The 17,495-nt window shown below is 65.4% G+C and carries 15 protein-coding genes; 9 read left to right on the forward strand and 6 right to left on the reverse strand.

Translation table 11 applies throughout. The features are described 5' to 3' along the window. The first annotated feature begins 108 nt into the window (after nt 1-108). The 5 genes from mnmE to QX128_RS23125 all read left to right on the forward strand — a co-directional run bounded on the left by mnmE (nt 109) and on the right by QX128_RS23125 (nt 6,157). Nucleotides 109-1,446, forward strand: coding sequence for a tRNA uridine-5-carboxymethylaminomethyl(34) synthesis GTPase MnmE (gene mnmE / locus QX128_RS23105; RefSeq protein ID WP_316238608.1), 1,338 nt, complete (start codon nt 109-111; stop codon nt 1,444-1,446). 227 nt (nt 1,447-1,673) lie between these two features. Next, nucleotides 1,674-3,551, forward strand: a complete 1,878-nt coding sequence (gene mnmG, locus QX128_RS23110) for a tRNA uridine-5-carboxymethylaminomethyl(34) synthesis enzyme MnmG (protein WP_316238609.1) — start codon at nt 1,674-1,676, stop codon at nt 3,549-3,551. Between the two features lie 12 nt (nt 3,552-3,563). Then, nucleotides 3,564-4,223: a 16S rRNA (guanine(527)-N(7))-methyltransferase RsmG gene (gene rsmG, locus QX128_RS23115; protein ID WP_316215423.1), complete on the forward strand. Its 660-nt coding sequence runs from the start codon at nt 3,564-3,566 to the stop codon at nt 4,221-4,223. Nucleotides 4,224-4,257: 34 nt separating this feature from the next. Continuing rightward, a complete protein-coding gene (locus tag QX128_RS23120) occupies nt 4,258-5,109 on the forward strand; it encodes a ParA family protein (protein WP_315800885.1) in 852 nt (283 codons plus the stop codon). A 151-nt stretch (nt 5,110-5,260) separates the two neighbouring features. Beyond that, complete coding sequence (locus tag QX128_RS23125; protein ID WP_315800886.1) at nt 5,261-6,157, forward strand: ParB/RepB/Spo0J family partition protein; 897 nt, start codon at nt 5,261-5,263, stop codon at nt 6,155-6,157. A 306-nt stretch (nt 6,158-6,463) separates the two neighbouring features. On the opposite strand, the gene holA is transcribed toward QX128_RS23125, so the two are convergent. Genes holA through leuS form a run of 3 tightly spaced genes read right to left on the reverse strand, consistent with a single transcriptional unit; the run spans nt 6,464 to nt 10,673 of the window. Continuing rightward, nucleotides 6,464-7,492, reverse strand: coding sequence for a DNA polymerase III subunit delta (gene holA / locus QX128_RS23130; protein ID WP_315800887.1), 1,029 nt, complete (start codon nt 7,490-7,492; stop codon nt 6,464-6,466). 18 nt (nt 7,493-7,510) lie between these two features. Continuing rightward, a complete protein-coding gene (gene lptE, locus QX128_RS23135) occupies nt 7,511-8,062 on the reverse strand; it encodes an LPS assembly lipoprotein LptE (protein WP_315800888.1) in 552 nt (183 codons plus the stop codon). Next, nucleotides 8,049-10,673 (reverse strand): leucine--tRNA ligase, encoded by a 2,625-nt coding sequence (leuS, locus tag QX128_RS23140; RefSeq protein WP_316238610.1) that lies wholly within the window; start codon nt 10,671-10,673, stop codon nt 8,049-8,051. The genes lptE and leuS overlap by 14 nt, the downstream gene beginning before the upstream one ends. Nucleotides 10,674-10,997: 324 nt before the next feature. On the opposite strand from leuS, the gene QX128_RS23145 reads away from it, so the two are divergent. Beyond that, nucleotides 10,998-11,984: a GGDEF domain-containing protein gene (locus tag QX128_RS23145; RefSeq protein ID WP_315800933.1), complete on the forward strand. Its 987-nt coding sequence runs from the start codon at nt 10,998-11,000 to the stop codon at nt 11,982-11,984. Nucleotides 11,985-12,004: 20 nt separating this feature from the next. On the opposite strand, the gene QX128_RS23150 is transcribed toward QX128_RS23145, so the two are convergent. Further along, a complete protein-coding gene (locus tag QX128_RS23150) occupies nt 12,005-13,702 on the reverse strand; it encodes a diguanylate cyclase domain-containing protein (protein WP_316238611.1) in 1,698 nt (565 codons plus the stop codon). Nucleotides 13,703-13,809: 107 nt separating this feature from the next. On the opposite strand from QX128_RS23150, the gene QX128_RS23155 reads away from it, so the two are divergent. Next, nucleotides 13,810-14,496 carry a YggS family pyridoxal phosphate-dependent enzyme gene (locus QX128_RS23155; RefSeq protein ID WP_315800891.1) on the forward strand — a complete coding sequence of 229 codons (687 nt, stop codon included), beginning with the start codon at nt 13,810-13,812 and terminating at the stop codon, nt 14,494-14,496. 24 nt (nt 14,497-14,520) lie between these two features. On the opposite strand, the gene QX128_RS23160 is transcribed toward QX128_RS23155, so the two are convergent. Both QX128_RS23160 and QX128_RS23165 read right to left on the reverse strand, forming a co-directional pair. Beyond that, nucleotides 14,521-15,306: a 2-keto-4-pentenoate hydratase gene (locus QX128_RS23160; RefSeq protein WP_316238612.1), complete on the reverse strand. Its 786-nt coding sequence runs from the start codon at nt 15,304-15,306 to the stop codon at nt 14,521-14,523. 19 nt (nt 15,307-15,325) lie between these two features. Continuing rightward, a complete protein-coding gene (locus QX128_RS23165; RefSeq protein WP_316238613.1) occupies nt 15,326-15,847 on the reverse strand; it encodes a L,D-transpeptidase in 522 nt (173 codons plus the stop codon). Between the two features lie 274 nt (nt 15,848-16,121). Here QX128_RS23165 and QX128_RS23170 point away from each other — a divergent pair, with 274 nt between their 5' ends. Both QX128_RS23170 and QX128_RS23175 read left to right on the forward strand, forming a co-directional pair. Further along, nucleotides 16,122-16,808, forward strand: coding sequence for a response regulator transcription factor (locus QX128_RS23170; RefSeq protein WP_315716813.1), 687 nt, complete (start codon nt 16,122-16,124; stop codon nt 16,806-16,808). 66 nt (nt 16,809-16,874) lie between these two features. Next, complete coding sequence (locus QX128_RS23175; RefSeq protein ID WP_315716814.1) at nt 16,875-17,318, forward strand: cyclic nucleotide-binding domain-containing protein; 444 nt, start codon at nt 16,875-16,877, stop codon at nt 17,316-17,318. Nucleotides 17,319-17,495 lie beyond the last annotated feature (177 nt).

Consider the following 17,495-nt stretch of genomic DNA (forward strand, 5'->3'; position numbering starts at 1 on the left):
GCGGGACTGTATCAGGCGCGGGCGCCACCGCTCGTCGGCGGCATCCGACGTAAAGCATGCCGCTGCAAACCGATTGTGTTTCGCTGCCGGCAAGCCCAACTGAGGATGATGCATCCTCACGATCAGACCATCTTTGCATTGTCCTCGGGACGGCTGCCGAGCGCGATTGCGATTGTCAGACTCTCTGGCTCACATGCGGGATCTGCCCTTCGGCTGCTGGCGGGAAGATTGCCGGTGCCGAGGACTGCAACACGCGCCTTGTTGCGCGATGGCGGTGGCGAAGCGATCGACGATGCCGTCGTGCTGTGGTTTCCCGGACCCGCAAGCGCCACCGGCGAGGATGTCGCCGAGCTGCACGTCCATGGCAGTCGTGCCGTCATCGCGGCGGTGTTCTCGGTCCTCTCGACGATGCCGCAGATGCGCCCTGCGGAGCCGGGCGAGTTCACGCGGCGCGCGTTCGAGAATGGCAAGATCGATCTGACCGAGGCCGAGGGGCTCGACGATCTCATTCATGCCGACACTGATCGCCAGCGGCGCCAGGCGTTGCGCCAGCTGAAGGGCCTGCTCGGTGACAAGGCGCGAAGCTGGCGGGAGCAGATCATCGAAGCGGCGGCGCTGATCGAAGCCGGGATCGACTTTGCCGACGAAGGCGACGTGCCGACCGAGCTGATGGCGCCGGCGCTAGCGCGGATTGAACAACTCCTGACGGAGATCGAGACCGTTTTGTCAGCGCAGGGCCGGGCCGAGCGACTGCGCGACGGCCTGACGGTCGTCATCGCCGGACCTCCAAACGCCGGCAAGTCGACATTGATGAACCAGCTCGCCCGGCGTGAGGTGGCGATCGTCTCGCCCCATGCCGGCACCACGCGCGACGTCATCGAGATCCAGCTTGACCTCCAGGGCTATCCGGTCACGGTGATCGATACTGCGGGGATCCGGGAGACGGACGATCCCGTGGAGCAGGAGGGCGTGCGGCGGGCCCGCGATCGGGCGGCGCAGGCCGATCTCGTGCTGTGGCTGTCCGAGGATGATCAGGCGGAGGCAGAGCGTCGAACTGGGGTGCCTGTCTGGCTGGTCCGCAACAAGATCGACCTGCCGGCCCCCCAGGCGAGAGCTGCGGCGTCGGTGCAAAGCGCGGATCGGGTTTTTGCGATCTCGGCGAGAACCGGAGCAGGCTTGTCCGAACTGCTGGAGGCCCTGATCGGCTTCGCTGGTGACTTCTTTGGATCGACCGAGAGTGGCCTGATCACGCGAGAACGGCAACGAACCCTGCTCGAGGAGACGGCGGCCGCACTTCGCCAGAGCATTGCGGCCGTAGATCTCGGGGAGGAGCTCGCCGCGGAGGAGCTGCGGATCGCCGCCCTCGCGCTCGGGCGCCTCTTGGGGCGGGTTGACATCGAGGATGTGCTGGACGTGATCTTTCGCGAGTTCTGTATCGGCAAGTAGCGACGGCAACGGTCTCGGCGCGACAGATATACTTAATGAAGCGTTGCTTGGTTAACGGACCATCAACTGTTTCACGTGAAACAGGGACGGAACTCTCGCGACGTTTCACGTGAAACAAGTTCCGATCTCAGGGTGCTGTTTCACGTGAAACGTCCTCGCCTTGTCGTGGCGAATGTTTCACGTGAAACGTCTTCCGAGCGTTGTCTGCAAGCGTTAGATAAGCCCCCATGTTCCAGCATCTGACATCCTACGACGTCATCGTCATCGGTGGCGGCCACGCCGGCTGCGAAGCTGCGGCGGGTGCGGCACGCATGGGCGCCCGGACCGCAGTGATCACCCATCAGTTCGCGACGATCGGGGCCATGTCTTGCAATCCAGCGATCGGAGGACTGGGGAAAGGACATCTGGTTCGCGAGGTCGACGCGCTCGACGGCTTGATGGGCCGGGTCGCCGATGCCGGCGGCATCCAGTTTCGGGTTCTGAATCGCCGGAAGGGACCGGCCGTTCGAGGTCCCCGTGCCCAGGCCGATCGCAAGCTCTATGCCGCAGCGATGCAGTCGGCGATCCGGGAGACCGCGAACCTTTCCGTGATCGAAGGCGAGGCGGACGAATTGATCGTCACGGACGGCCGGGTCACGGGAGTGCGGTTGGCCGATGGCCGGGCTTTTATTTGTGGCGCGGTGGTCATCACGACCGGCACCTTCCTGCGTGGTCTGATTCACCTGGGTGAGCGGACCTGGCCGGCTGGGCGGGTCGACGAAGCGCCGGCGCTGGGGCTCTCCCGGTCCCTGGAGGCCATCGGGCTTCAGCTCGGCCGGCTCAAGACCGGGACCCCGCCGCGTCTGGATGGATCGACGATCGACTGGACGGCAGTCGAGATGCAGCCCGGCGACGATCCGCCGGAGCCGTTCTCCGCGCTGACCGATAAGATCACCACCCCGCAGATCCAATGCGGCATCACCCGGACGACGACCGCGACCCATGAGGTGATCCGCGCCAATGTCCATCGCTCGCCGATGTACTCCGGGCAGATCAAGTCGACCGGGCCGCGGTATTGTCCCTCGGTCGAGGACAAGATCGTCCGCTTCGGTGATCGCGACGGCCACCAGATCTTCCTGGAGCCGGAAGGACTCGACGACACGACGGTCTACCCGAACGGCATCTCGACCTCGCTGCCAGAAGAGGTTCAGCTCGCGCTGCTGCCGACCATCCCGGGTCTCGAGCGGGTCCGGATGATCCGGCCCGGCTATGCGATCGAGTATGACCACGTCGATCCGCGTGAGCTCGAGCCGACCCTGCAGACCAGGCGGATGAAGGGTCTATTCCTGGCCGGTCAGATCAACGGCACGACCGGGTATGAGGAGGCCGCGGCTCAAGGTCTGGTCGCCGGCCTCAATGCGGCGCTGGCCGCAGGCGGCGGCGCGCCGGTCGTGTTTGATCGCGCTGACGGTTATCTCGGGGTGATGATCGATGACCTGGTCACGCGAGGGATCACCGAGCCGTATCGGATGTTCACCTCGCGCGCCGAGTATCGGCTGACGTTGCGGGCGGACAATGCGGACCAGCGGCTGACCGACAAGGGCATCGCACTCGGCTGTGTCGGCAATGAGCGTGCGTGTTTCCATCGAAGCAAGATGGATGCGTTGGAGGCTGCCCGTTCGCTGGCGAGGTCGCTGACGATCACGCCCAACGAGGCGGCTAAGCATGGCCTCACGCTCAACAAGGATGGCCAGCGCCGCTCGGCCTTCGAGCTGATGGCCTATCCGGAGATCGGCTTCTCCGAGGTGAGGGTGATCTGGCCGGAGCTCGGCGCGATCGATGCCGCCATCGCCGCCCATCTTGAGATCGATGCCAAATATGATGTCTATGTCCGCCGCCAAAGCGACGACGTCGATGCCTTCCGGCGCGACGAGGGATTGGTGCTCGGCGACATCGACTATGCGCTCGTTCCGGGTCTTTCCAATGAGGCGCGGGCGAAGCTGGCGGCTGCCAGGCCCTGGACGATCGGGCAGGCGGGCCGGATCGACGGCATGACGCCGGCGGCGCTCGGAATTCTCGCGGCCTATCTTCGCCGCGAAGCGCGTCGCAGCAAGGCCGCGGGCTGAGGGGCGTTTCACGTGAAACAGGCAGTGGCGTCCAAGGTGATCGAATCCGACAAGGCGGCTGCGCTCGCCTTGACGCCCGTTTCACGTGAAACGGAGCAGCGCCTCGATCGCTATGTCTCCCTGCTGTTGGAGTGGCAGGCCAAGACGAATCTCGTCGCGCCTTCGACCTTGCCGCATCTCTGGACCCGGCACATTTCGGATTCGCTGCAGCTTCTCGATCTCGCGCCCGACGCCCGGATCTGGGTCGATCTCGGCAGCGGCGGCGGGTTTCCGGGCGTCGTCCTCGCCTGCGCGCTGGCCGAGCGGCCCGGCGCCCAGGTCCATCTGGTTGAGCGCATCGCCAAGAAGGCGGCGTTCCTGCGCGAAGCAATTCGCGTCACCGGTGCTCCGGGGATCGTGCATTTGTCAGAGATCGGGGATATCGTGGAGAAGTGGAGTGGGCGAGTCGATTGCGTGACCGCACGCGCGCTGGCTCCGCTACACCAACTCATCGGCTTTGCGGAGCCCCTGGTGAAAAAAGGCGCGAAAGCGCTGTTTCTCAAGGGTCAAGATGTAGAAGCGGAATTGACCGAATCTACTAAGTATTGGAAAATTGAGCCGAAACTTCATTCCAGCCGGACGGGCGGGCAGGGCTGGATCGTCGCAATCGATTGCATCGAGCGACAGAGCTGAATTCCGTCAAGACGACAACCAATGGCGATCGCGCATGGCCGTAATTGATCAGATTTATCAAGAAGATAGGGCTCCTCACCCGGAGGGGCATCCGCGCATCCTGGCGCTCGCCAACCAGAAGGGCGGGGTTGGCAAGACCACGACCGCGATCAATCTCGGCACGGCGCTGGCCGCGATCGGCGAGCGCGTGCTGATCGTCGACCTCGATCCGCAGGGCAATGCCTCGACCGGGCTCGGCATCGACCGTGGCAGCCGCAACTGCTCGACCTATGACGTGCTGATCGGCGAGGCCTCGCTGCGCGACGCCGTCGTTGCGACGGCCGTGCCACGGCTGCACATCGCCTCCTCGACGATGGACCTGTCGGGTCTGGAGCTCGAGCTCGGCTCCAGCGCCAACCGCGCCTTCCGTCTGCGCGACGCGATCGCCGGTCTCAACAACAACGTCTCGCCGGAGAACGACTACACCTACGTGCTGGTCGATTGCCCGCCGTCGCTGAACCTGCTGACCGTCAATGCGATGGCCGCGTCGGATGCGATCCTGGTGCCGCTGCAGTGCGAGTTCTTCGCGCTCGAAGGTCTGTCGCAATTGCTGCAGACCGTGGAGCAGGTGCGCTCGACCCTGAACCCGAACCTGTCGATCCACGGCATCGTGCTGACGATGTTCGACTCGCGCAACAACCTGTCGAACCAGGTGGTGGCCGACGTCCGTCAGTTCATGGGATCGAAGGTCTACAACACGATGATCCCGCGCAACGTGCGCATCTCGGAAGCACCGTCCTACGGCAAGCCGGTGCTGGTCTACGATTTGAAGTGCGTCGGCAGCGAGGCCTATCTGAAGCTCGCCACCGAGGTCATTCAGCGCGAGCGTGACCTGCGCACGAACTGACCTTGCCTCTGCTCCGGGCACCTCGTCGCCCGGATCTCATTTGAGGACGGCAGCGGATCCGGTCAGGATCCGCTCCCTCGTTCATTGTGCCGGCGGGACTGATCGGCAGCAGACGCAAGCGGAGCGTGACGTGAATCCAAAGGAGAAGGCGATGGCCGACGAGTCGCGATCGCGATTGGGCCGGGGTCTTGCAAGTCTGATCGGTGACGTCGGCCGCGAGGCCGGCGCGCCGCCGGAGCGGCCGCGCAATCAGCGCAAGGTGCCGATCGAGTTTCTCAAGCCCAATCCGCGCAACCCGCGCAAGACGTTTTCCGACGGCGAGCTCGCCGAGCTCTCGGCCTCGATCAAGCAGCACGGCGTGATCCAGCCGATCGTGGTGCGTCCGGTGAAGGGCCAGCACGACCGCTACGAGATCATCGCCGGCGAGCGACGCTGGCGCGCCTCGCAGGCCGCCGGCCTGCACGAGGTGCCGATCGTTCCGGTCGATGTCAGCGACAGCGATGCGCTGGAGCTCGCGATCATCGAGAACGTGCAGCGTGAGGATCTCAACCCGATGGAGGAGGCGCAGGGCTATCACGCGCTCGCCAACGAGTTCAAACGCAACCAGGAAGACATCGCCAAGATCGTCGGCAAGAGCCGCAGCCACGTCGCCAACATGATGCGGCTGACCAAGCTGCCGGCCGAGGTGCAGGGCTTCATCGCGACCGGGCAGATCTCGGCCGGCCATGCGCGCGCGCTGATCAATCTGCCGGATCCGATGTCGGCGGCGAAGAAGATCATCGCGGAAGGATTGAACGTCCGGCAGACCGAGGCGCTCGCGCATGAAGAGGGCGTGCCGGAGCGCAAGCCGCAGAAGCCGCGCAGCGCTGGAGGCAGCGCGACGGCGGAGAAGAAGGACGCCGACACCATCGCGCTGGAGAAGCGCGTCGGCGATGCGCTCGGCCTTTCCGTGTCGATCAGCCACCGCGATCCCGGCGGCACGGTGCAGATCACCTATCGCAGCCTGGAGCAGCTCGACGAGGTGATGCGTCGGTTGGAGCAGGGTTAGATGTGAGTTGGCGGCGCTTACTGCGCCGCGGTCTCTCATGAGTTCGTTGCCCCGAACTCACATTCGTCAAGCACGAGCATGACGAGCTACTAATGATCTCGGCTCTCTCCTCCGTCATTCCGGGGCGCGCGTAGCGCGAACCCGGAATCCATTTTACGGCAGATGACGCATCCCGATGGATTCCGGGTTCGCCGCGCTGCCGCGCGTCGCCCCGGAATGACGCCGGAGATTGGAGCGCGGTCGCTGGCCAACTTGGGGTGTGCGCTTCGTCACCGCCGCTGCCTCAGCCGACGTTACGTAGACGCGTCACCCCTTCCGCCGTGCCGCGACCGCGATCGACAACAATGTCCGCTGCGCGATCGCCGCTGCGAGCCCCGGCTGCTTGCGCATGTCGAGCGCGGCCGTCGCCAGCTGGTCGATGATCGGCAGCAGCCGGGCAGGGGAGAAATTGCGCAGTGCGACTTCCGCGCTCGGCTTGCGCGAGAAGTGCAGCCGGGGGAAGCCGCCTTCGAGGATGGACGAGACCGGCGTGCCGGAAGCGACGGCGAGCGCCGATTTGTGCAGCCATGCCGCATGTCGCTGCGCAGCGGAGATGATGACGCCGGGATAGGTGCCGGCGATCATCGCCTTGCCGAACTCGGTCTCGACAATTTCGGGCTTGCCGCCGAAGGCGCCGTCAACGATCGGGTCGAGCTTCATCTCCGAGGCGTCCGCGACCACGGCCATCACATGGTCGAGCGTCACCTCGCCTTCGCCATGGGCGAACAGGGTCAGCTTGCGCAGCTCGTTGCGCGAGGCCTGGCGGTCGCCCCCGAGCAGCGCCATCAGATAGGCGCGAGCGTCGGGCGCGATGCGCAGGGCCGCGATGCGCAATTCGTCGTCGATCAGCTTGGCGAGATCGCGCTCGGTGTCCGGGTAGCAGCCGATCGCGACCGCCGTTCTGGCCTTCTCGCAGATCTTGCGCAGTGGCGAATCGGGGCGGATGTCGCCGGCCTCGATCACGATGCGGCAATCCCGCACGTTCATCTCGCTGAGCGTCTCGACGCCGCTGGCGAAATTGCGCGACCCGGCGCGGACTCGGATGGCTCGCCGGCCGCCGAACAGCGGCACGGTCATGGCTTCGTCGACGAGGCGCGACGGCTCCGCGGCGAGTTCGTCACCATCGAGCCTGACCACGGAGAACGGATCATCGGGGTTGTCGACGGCCGAAGCGATAAGCGCCTCGGCGCGTTCGCGAACCAGGCCCGTATCAGGTCCGTACAACAGGATCAGCGGACGCGCGGCGTCCGGTTTGGCCAGGAAGGCATCGATGTCTCGTCCGCGCAGCGCGACCACGGCGATGTCAGCCGTGCGTCAGGTGCCCGCGGTGAAATAGGCCGCGAGCCGGGTCTTGATCTTCTCGGCGACCTCCTCGGAGGCGCGATCCTCGGCGTCACGGAAGGCCCGCTGCCGGGCGAAGCGCTGGTACGAGCCGGGGATGTCGTAGGAGGTGCGCGCGAAGGTCGTTCCGGTCATGACCGACTTGTTGGTCGCCAGCTCGACCAGATTGTACTGCACGTCGAGGCCGACATTCTCGGTGGTCGGCAGGCCGGTGGTCTGCGAGACGATCAGCGAGGACCGGCTGGTCTGCAATCGCAGCACCAGCTTGTGGGTCGGCGCCGTGCCGGTTGCGGTGCCGTACAGCTTGAAGGCGAGCGCGTTGCGGATGCCGACGCCGATGCGCGCCTCGGGCGAGGCGTTCGGCTTGTCGACCGGCGGCAGCTCGATGCCGGCAAGCTTTTCACGCAGGCCGGGCGTGCCGTCGGTATGCTCCGCATACATCGGCTGGAAGCAGCCTGCCGTCAGCGCGGCCAAAGCGGCCACGGCAACAAGCCGAGCAGCGATCCGAAACCTAGCCGACGACATTCACGATCCTCTTGGGAACAATGATCACCTTGCGGACGGGTTTGCCATCCAGCGCCAGTTTTACTGCATCGAGGGCCAAAACGGCAGCCTCAATTTCCGGATTCTGCGCGTTGCTGGCGACTGTGACTTCTCCGCGCTTCTTGCCGTTGACCTGGACGACCAGGCTCATGCTGTCCTCAACCAGCAAATCTCGTTCGATTTGCGGCCAGGACGCCTCCGAGATCAGCCCAGTGTGGCCCAGCAACTGCCAGCATTCCTCGGCCAGATGCGGCATCATCGGCGAGAAAAGCTGCACCAGGATCCCCGCAGCCTCGCGAATCGCCCAGGCCAGGTCGGGGGCCGGCTTGGCCGGCCGCGCCAGGACGTCGGCCAGCGCGTTGGCGAATTCGCGGATATGCGCCAGGCAGACGTTGAAGTGCAGCCGCTCGATGCCGCCGGTCACCTTGTCGAGGGCGCCGTGGGCCGCCTTGCGTAGCGCCAGCGCGTCGGCGCCGAAGGCGGCGGGACGGGGGGAGGGGGTTTCGGCGGACGCCGCGACCGATTCGTTGACCAGCCGCCAGAGACGCTGGACGAAGCGCGCCGCGCCCTGCACCCGCTCGTCGCTCCAGATCACGTCGCGGTCCGGCGGCGAGTCCGACAGCATGAACCAGCGCGCGACGTCGGCGCCGTAGCTCTCGATGATGTCGTCGGGGTCGACCGTGTTCTTCTTCGACTTCGACATCTTCTCGATCGGGCCGATCGTGATGTCCTCGCCGGTCGCGCTCAGCACCGCGCGGCGGCCATTGCCGCCAACCTCGATCTTGACCTCGGCCGGGTTCACATAAGTGCCGTCGGCCTTCTGGTAGGTCTCGTGCACCACCATGCCCTGCGTGAACATGCCGGCGAACGGCTCGTCCATGGCGACGTGCCCGGTGGCCTTCATCGCGCGGGTGAAGAAGCGGCTGTAGAGCAGATGCAGGATCGCGTGCTCGACGCCGCCGATATACTGGTCGACCGGCATCATCCGGTTGGCCACCGCCGGCGTGGTCGGCGAGGTCTCGTTCCACGGATCGGTGAAGCGCGCGAAGTACCAGGACGAGTCCACGAAGGTGTCCATGGTATCGGTTTCGCGCGTCGCCTTGCCCCCGCATGTCGGGCAAGTGACGTGCTTCCAGGTCGGATGGTGATCGAGCGCATTGCCTGGCTTGTCGAAGCTGACGTCGTCCGGCAGCACCACCGGCAGGTCCTTCGGCGGTACCGGCACGACGTCGCACTTGGCGCAGTGGATCACCGGGATCGGACAGCCCCAGTAGCGCTGCCGGGAGATGCCCCAGTCGCGCAGGCGGAAATTGACCTGGCGCTCGCCGACGGCAGCGCCGCCACGCTGCTCGGTCTCCAGCCGCTTGGCGACCTCGTCCTTGGCCTGCGCGATCGTCATGCCGTCGAGGAAGCGCGAATTGATCAGCCGGCCGTCGCCGTCGAAGGCGGTGTCGGTGATGACGAAGCTCGCCGGGTCCTGGCCCTCGGGGCAGACCACCGGGACATTGCCGAGGCCGTATTTGTTGACGAAGTCGAGGTCGCGCTGGTCGTGCGCCGGACAGCCGAAGATGGCGCCGGTGCCGTATTCCATCAGCACGAAGTTCGCGACATAGACCGGCAAGGTCCAGCTGGGGTCGAAAGGGTGCACGGCGCGGATGCCGGTGTCGAAGCCCTGCTTCTCCGCGGTGTCGATCGCTTCCTGCGCGGTTCCGATCCGCTTGATCTCGGCGATGAACGCGGCGAGCTCCGGGTTCTTGGCGGCCGCGGCTTGCGCCAGCGGATGGTCCGCCGAGATCGCCATGAACTTGGCGCCGAACAGCGTGTCGGGCCGCGTCGTGAAGATCTTCAATTCGGTCTCGCCCGCCGGCGTCGTCTTGGGATCCAGCGCAAAGCGGATCAGCAGGCCTTCGGAGCGGCCGATCCAGTTCCGCTGCATCAGCCGGACCTTGTCGGGCCAGCGGTCGAGACCATCGAGCGCGTCCAGCAGCTCCTGCGAGTACTTCGTGATCTTGAACACCCACTGGTTCATCTCACGCTGTTCGACCACCGCACCGGACCGCCAGCCGCGACCGTCGATGACCTGCTCGTTGGCGAGCACGGTCATGTCGACCGGATCCCAGTTCACCTTGCGCTGCTCGCGCTCCACCAGCCCGGCTTGCATGAAATCGAGGAACATCTTCTGCTGGTGCTTGTAGTAGGACGGATCGCAGGTCGCGAATTCGCGCGCCCAGTCGAGCGACAGGCCGATCGAGCGCAGCTGCTTCTTCATCGCGGCGATGTTGTCGTAGGTCCATGCCTTCGGCGCGACCTTGCGCTCGATCGCGGCGTTCTCCGCCGGCAGGCCGAACGCGTCCCAGCCCATCGGATGCAGCACGTTGAAGCCCTTGGCGCGCATGAAGCGCGCCAGCACGTCGCCGAGCGTATAATTACGGACATGGCCGATATGGATGCGTCCCGACGGATAGGGAAACATCTCGAGTACGTAGTATTTCGGACGCGGATCGTCGTTCCTGGTGGCGAAGATCGCCTTCTCGTCCCACTGGCGCTGCCAGCGCGGCTCGGCTTCACGGGCGTTGTAGCGTTCGGATGTCATGGAATCGCTTATAATTTTCGAGGATTCGCGTCGTTTGAAGACGGCGGACTAGGCCACAAAAGCGGCAGCCCGGTCAATGGGGCGACAGATGATGATACCATTTTGGGCATCCGCTAAGCGACGGTAATCGCGAGTTTTTTTGCAGCCTCCGCCGGCTGTGTCGAAGGTCCGATTGAGGCACGGTTAAGACTTGAATGGGAGACTGAGTGCATACATCCAGGCATCAGCCCGCATCTGGGATCACTCCACATCGTGTCCGGCGCTACGTTCGACGAGCTTGACTTCGAGTACGCGACGACGGTCGCGGAAAAGGCCATGAAATCCATGGCTCAACAGCGCGTGCCACCGACGCCTAACAACTTCCATCTGTGGTTCAAGTACTCACTGGGCTCGGCGTCGGATCTCAAGCGCGCCGTCGACATCCTGGTCAGCAACAAGCGCAAGTTCGACAAGACCACCAACCAGGCGCTGTTCGACACCTATATCGGCCAGCAGGGTACGGAAGCGGCTGTCGTCCACAAAGTCTCGCAGCAGTTGCATGGCGTGATGGACTCCGCCAAGCAGTATCTGACGGCCGCGATCGCCGACAACCGCACGCACATGGCGGCGATCGATGGCGTCGCCGAACGCAGCGAGCAGGGTGTCGATCCGAAGATCCTGATCGAGAACCTGGTCAGTGAGCTCGCCCAGGCAACCGCGCGTGCGGCGAAACTCGAAGCGAGCTTTGCCGAGAAGTCACGCGAGCTCGACACCATCCGGGACTCGCTCAACAAGTCGGAGCAGCGCGCCCGCACCGACACGCTGACCGGATTGCCGAACCGGCGCGCGCTCGAAGAGTTCTTCCGCCATGCACAGGTCGAGGCGATGGAGCGCGACGAACCGCTCAGCATTCTCCTGATCGACGTCGACCACTTCAAGAAGTTCAACGACAATTACGGCCATGGCGTCGGCGATCAGGTGCTGCGCCTCGTCGCCAAGGCATTGCGCGAGCGCGTCCGCGACAAGGATCTTCCGGCGCGCTACGGCGGCGAGGAACTGATCGCGGTGCTGCCGCAGACCGATCTCGAAGGTTGCACCGTCATCGCTGAGCGCATCCGGCGCACCATCGCCGACTGTCAGTTCACGCGGCGCTCGACCGGCGAGGTGCTGCCGCAGATCACGGTGTCGATCGGCGTCGGCCAGTTCCAGTTCGGCGAATCGATGGCTGATCTGATCGACCGTTGCGACCGCTCGCTGTATCTCGCCAAGAAGCTCGGCCGAAACCGCGTGGTCACCGAGCTCGAGCTCGACCGGAAGCTCGCGGTCGGCTGATCGCTGGCCGCGGCGCAGCCCTATCCGGCGCGTGCCACGCCGCTCCTGTCATCCGCGACATCCGCGAAGCCATGCGCGATGACCGTGTTGCGGCCGCGATGCTTGGCCGCATAGAGCGCGGCATCGGCGGCTTCGATCAGGTCGGAGGGCATCAGCGACTCGTTCGGCCGGGTCGAGGCGACACCGACGCTCACGGTGACGCATCGATGCGCCGACGTCGCGTGCGGCAGCTCGAGCTCCAGCACCGTGGCGCGCACCTGCTCGCCGACCGCGAGCGCCTCTCTCGCACCCATGCCCGGCAGCAACAGGCAGAACTCCTCACCACCATAGCGGCCGGCGAAAGCCGTCATTGCACCGGCGATCTGCGACAGCGTCTCGCCGAGACGTGACAGGCAGGCGTCGCCCTCAGGGTGCCCATAGGTGTCGTTGTAGAGCTTGAAGTGGTCGACGTCGATCATCAGCAGCGACAGCTCGGTGCCGGCCTGCTGCGCGCGGCTCCATTCGACGTCGATGCGGTTCTGGAAGCCGCGGCGGTTGGCGAGGCCCGAGAGCATGTCGATCGACGCCATCACCGTCAGCCGGTCATTGGCGGCGACCAGCTCGCGCTCGCGCTGGCCGAGTTTGGCGGCCATCGCATTGAAGGACTTTGCCAGCGGAACGAACTCCGACGGCAGATGCTTGGTGGTGACGCGCGCCGACCAGTGGCCGTGGCCGAAGCGCTTGGCGGTCGCGGCGAGCATGCTGACGGGCTTCACGATCAGCTTCTCGGCGGCGATCAGCGCGCCGAGCAGCACGATCAGGCAGACGAGGCCAGCCTGCAGATAGGCATTGCGGATCTCGCGGACGATGGCGGCGGTGACGCGCGTCTCATCGATGCTGACGATCAGCCGCGAGCCGGTGTCGGCGATCCGGGTGAAGGTGATCGCGCGCTTGGAGCCATCCGCCGCCGTGAAACTCATCGTCTCGGACGGCTTGCCCGAGCTCAGCGCGGTCTCGGCAACGGCCGACAACAACGGCACGCTGTCGAGCGGCCGGCCGATCAGCTCGGTGCGGTCGGCGGGCGCCGCCAGCACGGTTCCCTCGCTGTCGATCAGCACCGCCGTGATGCCGGGACGGCCGCCAAGATTGCTCATGATCTTGGACATCCATTCCAGGTTCACGCTCGCCAGCATCACCGCGTCCGGCTCGCCGGTGATGGCGCCGACCGGATAGGCGGCCATGACGATCGGCACGTGCGACGGTTTCGACAGCAGGTAGTCGCTGAACACGAAATCACGTGATTCCTGGGCGCCACGGAAATATGGCCGGTCGCTGAAATCGAGCCCGACATATTGGTTGTTGGTCGAACACTGGATGCGGCCGTCGCGGCCGGCGATCATCAGGGTGCGGATCCACGGCAGGGTCGCCGGCAGGCTGGCGCGCATCATGTCGCAGCTGCGGCTCACGCCGGTGCTCGACGCCCGGACATAGGCCGTCGATTTCAGCACCGTCTCCACCGACATGATGACCTCGCGCTGCATGTCGGCGCTCTGCCGGGCGAGGCTGGAGAATTCCTCCGATGCGAGCGCGATCTGCCTTGTCCTGGCGCCTTCCAGCGAGCGCGCACGTTCCAGCATCAGCGGCGCCACCAGGATCAGGGCGAGCAGCGCCAGCCGGGCGCGGATCCCCATCAGCCGGTTCAGCTTCACTCTATTGCGATTGAACCGGATGCTTGGCATTTCTTCCCCTACCCCCGGCCGTGGAGGGTAAGGAGAAGGGCTCAAGAACCTTTTCTCGAACTGCGTAAAATTGCAGCCAAACCCGTAATCTACCGACGGACGCCATCGTGCCTGATGAATCGAACGCCTCAACCTCGTCCTCGCCGTCCGCGCTCGCCGCCGTCGAGCAGGAGATTCTGCGGGCCTGCCGCGACGCCAAACGTGATCGCGGCTCGGTCACGCTGATCGCTGTGTCGAAGACCTTCGATGCCGACGCGATCGAGCCGGTGATCGCGGCCGGACAGCGCGTGTTCGGTGAAAATCGCGTTCAGGAAGCCAAAGCCAAGTGGCCGCCGCTGATGGCCGCGCATCCGGGACTCGCGCTGCACCTGATCGGGCCGCTGCAATCCAACAAGGCCAAGGAGGCGGTGGCGCTGTTCGACGCCATCCATTCGGTGGACCGGCCGAGCCTGTGCGTGGCGCTTGCCAAGGAGATTTCCGCCCAGGGCCGGCATCCGCAACTGTTCATCCAGATCAACACCGGCGAGGAGCCGCAGAAGGCGGGCATCGCGCCCGGCGACGCCGACGCCTTCATCGCCGCCTGCCGCACGGATTACGGGCTCACGATTTCAGGGCTGATGTGCATTCCGCCGGTCGACGAAGCACCCGGGCCGCATTTCGCGCTGACCGCCAAGATCGCCGCCCGCAACGGCCTCGCGCATCTGTCGATGGGCATGAGCGCCGATTTCGCCATCGCCATCCAGTTTGGCGCCACGCATGTCCGTGTCGGCTCGGCGATCTTCGGGCATCGCTGAAGAGGGCGCGGTCGCGGCAGGTCCCTACTCGAACCGCACCGATACCTGCCCCAGATCGCCGAAATCGGCCTCCATGTGGTCGCCGCTGTCGATCGGCAGCGGCGGATGACAGGTGCCGGTCGTGATCACCTGCCCTGCCCGCGCAGGCACGCCGAGCGCGCTGAGCTCGTTGACCAGCCAGGCCAGCGCGATCAGGGGATCACCGAGCACGTTGCGGCCGTGGCCGATGAAGGTCTCGCCACGCAGCGTGATCCGCGGCCGCTCCGCGATCAGGTCGCGGCTGCGCCAGTCGGCGGTGCTGGCCTCGCCCAGCACGAACAGATGCGCGCAGGCATTGTCGGCGATCAGTTGCGCCTCGCCGGCACTGACGAAGTCGGCGAACCGCGAATCGGGAATTTCGATCGCGGGGTGCAGCGTGTCGACCGCGGCCAGCACCTCCGCGACATTATAGGGTGTCGGCCGGGGCGGCAGATCGCGTCCGAGGCGGAAGGCGAATTCCGGCTCGGCGACCCGCATCGCGTTGCCGGCCATCGACGCGGTGCCGCCGACCGGCAGCACCGTTTCGGCCAGGATTCGCCCGGCCATCGGACCGGCGACATTGATATGGCGCTGGCCGGCCTCGCTGGTCGCCGCAATCTTCCAGCCAAATAGCGGCTTGGGCGAGTGGCGCTCGAGCTCGGCCTGGACCGCATAGCCCTCTGCGCGGTCGCGTGGACGCAGCTCCGGCGGCAGCGCCGCCAGCTTCCGGCCTTCGCTCCAATGCTGGCGCAGGATGCCCGAGGCGCTGGCTGGCTGATCCGGTGCGCGCATGACGTCGTCCTCCCTTACATTATTGGATGACGATCCTGGTGCGCGGGCCGATCCTTTGCAACAGACGCAGCATCGCCGGTCGGGTCATGGCCACGCAGCCTGCGGTCGGGCCGAAATTCGGCCGCGCCAGATGCAGGAACACGGCGCTACCGCGGCCCGCGATCCGCGGTCGCGTGTTGTGATCGATCTCGATGATGAAGTCGTAGAGATGGTCCTGGCGCGCCAGCCGGTCCCCGGGCCGGTCGCCGCGCAGCCGGATCGCCCGATTGTAGTGCCGGTCGGCCGGGTCCTCGCACCAGGCGTCCTCCGGACCGATCCCTCGGATCGGAAGAAAGGTCCGCGGACGCGGATGACGATCGGCCCGCCACCACAGCTGCCGGGGCCGGAAGGTCCCCCGGGGGGTGCCACCATCGCCCTCGCGCTTGTTGGCCAGGACGCCGCCGCGGCCGAGCGCCACCGGGATGACATGGCCCCAGACATGGAGCCAGCCGCGCTGCCGCGACCCGGCTTTGGTGCGAATCGAGATTCGCGATGCTGGCATGCCAGGCTTCACCTTCGATAACGACATGAAACAACGTGCCTTTTCATTGCCACGGATTGCCCGGTAATTGCCTTAATGTCGGCAAATGGTCCGCCGCGAGGGTCGAACAGGACAATCATCTCAATCCCTGCTCAATTCTGGAGTAGAGTCCCGGGCGCTTGTGAATCGGTAACCGCCCCCTACTTCAAGACGGAACAGGGCTGATGAGCCTGTTTGCCCACCGTTGACGGCGCCACCCATCCGATCCCGCCGGCGCCACCTAGAGGATTGTACAATGGCCAATGCCCGCAAGATCCTGATCGTGGATGACGACACCGATCTGCGCGATGCCCTGATGGAGCAGCTCTCGCTGCATGACGAGTTCGAAGCCCAGGCCGTCGATACCGGCGCCAAAGGCGCCACCGCCGCAAAGGCCAATTCACCCGACCTGGTTCTGATGGATGTCGGCCTGCCCGACACCGATGGCCGCGAAGTGGTGCGGTCCCTGCGCAAGGGCGGCTTCAAGGCGCCGATCATCATGCTGACTGGGCACGATACCGATTCCGATACGATTCTCGGGCTCGAATCCGGCGCCAACGACTATGTCGCCAAGCCCTTCCGCTTCGCCGTGCTGCTGGCCCGCATCCGGGCCCAGCTTCGCCAGCACGAGGCCAGCGAGGACGCGGTGTTCTCGGTCGGCCCCTACAGCTTCCGGCCGGGCTCGAAGATGCTGACCGGCGCCAACGCCCGCAAGGTGCGCCTGACCGAGAAGGAAACGGCGATCCTGCGCTTCCTGTATCGCGCCGGCCAGCAGCCGGTGTCGCGCGAGACCCTGCTCCAGGAGGTGTGGGGCTACAATTCCGGCGTCACCACCCACACCTTGGAAACGCACATTTACCGTCTGCGTCAGAAGATCGAGAAAGATGCCGCGAATCCGGAGATTCTGGTGACGGAGGCCGGTGGCTACAAGTTGGTACCGTGATAGGTTCGGGGATGGCGGTTTCGCCATTTATGATATTGGTTCCATTCAGCCTTCCCCGGGCCCTTGATGTCGATCGAAGACGATATTGCGCTATTGGAGCGCGTCCCAACATTGCGCCTGCTGGGAAGCGACTCACTTCGCATGATCGCCATCGGCTCCGAGCAGCGTAACATCCAGAGCGGCGAGACCCTGTTCCGCGAGGGCGACACGGCCGATTGCGGCTATGTCGTCCAGCGCGGGTCATTGCGCATCAGCGACGAGGTCGGTGCCGAGATCGTCGCGACGCCGACCATGCTGATCGGCGAGCTGGCGCTGCTGGTCGAGATGCGGCGTCCGGCGACCGCGACGGCCCTGGAATATTCGACCGTGGTGCGGATCTCGCGCAGCCTGTTTCAGCGTGTGCTGGAGAGCGACGCCAAGGCTGCGCGCCGGCTGCGCGACGAGTTCGCCCACCGCGCCAGCCGAATCGCCAACGACATCATGGCGGCCGGGGCCAAGCTGACGTCGTGACGGGGCTGGCGGCCGCCCGAGGTCTACGCGGACCTCTTGCCGATGCAGCACGATCGTCTCGCTTGAGTTTGGCTCCTTCCCCGCCGTCATGGCCGGGCTCGTCCCACGGCTGTCCGGTTCAGACAGACTGGACATGGTGCATGGCGTGGATTCTTCTGCGGTCTTGAGCATCGCCAA

This window comes from Bradyrhizobium sp. SZCCHNR1015, assembly GCF_032489875.1.
Lineage (GTDB): Bacteria > Pseudomonadota > Alphaproteobacteria > Rhizobiales > Xanthobacteraceae > Bradyrhizobium.